Source organism: Sphaerothrix gracilis Ecp01, assembly GCF_030405905.1.
Classification (GTDB): Bacteria; Cyanobacteriota; Cyanobacteriia; order Phormidesmidales; family Phormidesmidaceae; genus Sphaerothrix; species Sphaerothrix gracilis.
In genome coordinates, this window is sequence record NZ_JASATW010000095.1 from 1 (window position 1) to 2076 (window position 2076).

2 protein-coding genes and 1 pseudogene are annotated in these 2076 nt (G+C 53.2%); 2 read left to right on the forward strand and 1 reads right to left on the reverse strand.

The features are described from left to right. Nucleotides 1-623 (reverse strand): hypothetical protein (locus QJQ48_RS27850; RefSeq protein WP_346294458.1); only part of this gene is annotated, 623 nt, incomplete at its 3' end. Nucleotides 624-687: 64 nt separating this feature from the next. On the opposite strand from QJQ48_RS27850, the gene QJQ48_RS27855 reads away from it, so the two are divergent. Beyond that, entirely contained in the window at nt 688-1398 is a 711-nt protein-coding gene (locus QJQ48_RS27855; RefSeq protein ID WP_346294459.1) for an IS6 family transposase, read from the forward strand. Between the two features lie 123 nt (nt 1399-1521). Next, nucleotides 1522-2076, forward strand: a pseudogene (locus QJQ48_RS27860) (M23 family peptidase); the annotation flags it as partial.

Sequence of the window (2076 nt, forward strand, 5' to 3'; positions counted from 1 at the left end):
TGAGCCACATTAGGCCGTGGATCGTCCGACGAACGAGTGCAAGCGATGGTAATTTCCCTGGCCGTTTTGCCCTCCGATTGCTTTTTGAGATAGTCCAGAATGCGCGCTTCAAAAGACTGCTTAGGAGCTTTCGTGGACGGCTGACAGACATCCGTTTCCTCCTCATCAAACGGACAGACCACCACATCTTTCAGCAGCAAATCTGACAAGGGCACTTGCGACAAAGTGGGGCCATTGTTCTCCCAAAGCTGCCAGTACCCCGGTAAGCCCAAAATCTCCGCTTCCTGCTCCCCCGTTAACCGCAGATCCGTGAGCTTGCAAAACGCCTTAACCATCTGCGCTTTCTTCCGCTTGCCGCAGCCGACAATCGAGAAGTTTTTGAGTAGATCCTCATCCACCCCCAGCGGTCCGGCATTGCCCGTCTGCGACAAGATGCCGCCAAAGGCATTGACAGCAGCGCCCGCCGTCAGCAACTCCACAATGAAGCCCCGCAGCCGGTCAGCGACTCGCTTAAATCCCTTGGTCTTGAGACTTTGCAGGATGCCCACCGCCTCATCAATGACGAACCACTCCCGCTGCTGGTCAGTTCCCTCCAGGTGGTTGAGCAGGGGGTTCTGTCGCAAAAACTCAGGAGTGGTAGATTAGGAGACCGATTTCCTCATGTCATCTACCACCAACTTCACCTTCATGTCTCATCCTGCCCTGTTCAAGTGGAAGCACTTTCAGCCTGAAGTCATATTGCTCAACGTCCGTTGGTACTGCCGCTATGCCTTGAGCTATCGGGACCTCGAGGAGATGATGGCCGAACGAGGACTCTCGGTTGACCATAGCACGCTCAATCGTTGGGTGTTGCAGTACGGACCAGAACTCGACCAGCGCTGTCGCCCGCATCTGCGTGTGCCGAACGATTCTTGGAAAGTCGATGAGACGTACGTGAAAGTCAAAGGGGAGTGGAAATATCTTTATCGAGCCATAGATTCGAGCGGTCAGACACTGGACTTCATGTTGAGTGCTAAGCGCGATACCAAAGCTGCCAAACGGTTTCTCAAGAAGGCTTTGCAGGCACCTCACACGTCCACCCCGCGTGTGATCAATGTTGATAAGAATGCGGCTTATCCCCCGGCGGTTGATGACCTCAAGACGGAAAAAACGCTGCCAGAAAAGACCAAACTCCGCCCCGTTAAGTATCTCAACAACCTGATTGAGCAGGACCATCGCCGCATCAAACGTTTGGTCAAACCGGGTTTAGGCTTCGGTTCCTTCAATACAGCTCGACGGACTCTCAAAGGGTACGAAGCGATGGCGATGATTCGCAAAGGACAGATCCAAAATGTCGATAGAGATGATGTGACAGGACAGATCTCTTTCATCCACCAAATCTTCGGCATCGCTGTATAAAAATAGATAAGAAAGAGGATTTTCATACCCTCATCTTCTTTTTGCGACAGAGCCCGTAACAATACGATTAGCGGCTCCTACCAGGCAGGCTTTGAGGTGCCCTGCTCGGAGGAAGGCAAGCTAGTGAGAGCACCTGACAAATGTGCGTATATTGAACTTGATGACCTCGAAAACGAAGGTCGCAAGGTACAGGGCGGCTTTGAAGGAAAACAGTGGATCTCTGGTAAGTACCACGAAGTCGAGGGTGGCTTTGGGCCGCTCAAGTATGTGCCCTCACCAATGGGCTACTCAGTGGGCTATGAACCGACAGGTCGGCATCCCTTTGGCTCAGTTTTCAAGATGGTGGTGTGGGAACCGGATGAAACCACCGATGAAGTGAGCTTCAAGCTATTCTTCCGCTGGTGTACCTACATTCCGATTATTGGTCGCACCTGCACCCCGTACAACCAGTTTTCAATTCCCTGGCTGGACTATGAAGTGAACTCACTGCTGTATGTGGGGCCGCTCGATGGTCAAGGCGGTGCCAGCGCAGCGCCGTCGCCGCCACCGGGGACAACACGATATCCGGGGTCACAGCTTAGCCCGATTACCACCGGGCCATGCACAGGCAAAACGATTGCAGGCGTCAGTTTAGATAAGCTGGCGAACTCGATCGCTGGCATTGAGTCACGCGGTTCT

Bases quoted from the DNA above. Each gene is read 5' to 3' on its own strand.
- QJQ48_RS27855 (WP_346294459.1), top strand. From the start codon at position 688: ATGTCTCATCCTGCCCTGTTCAAGTGGAAGCACTTTCAGCCTGAAGTC.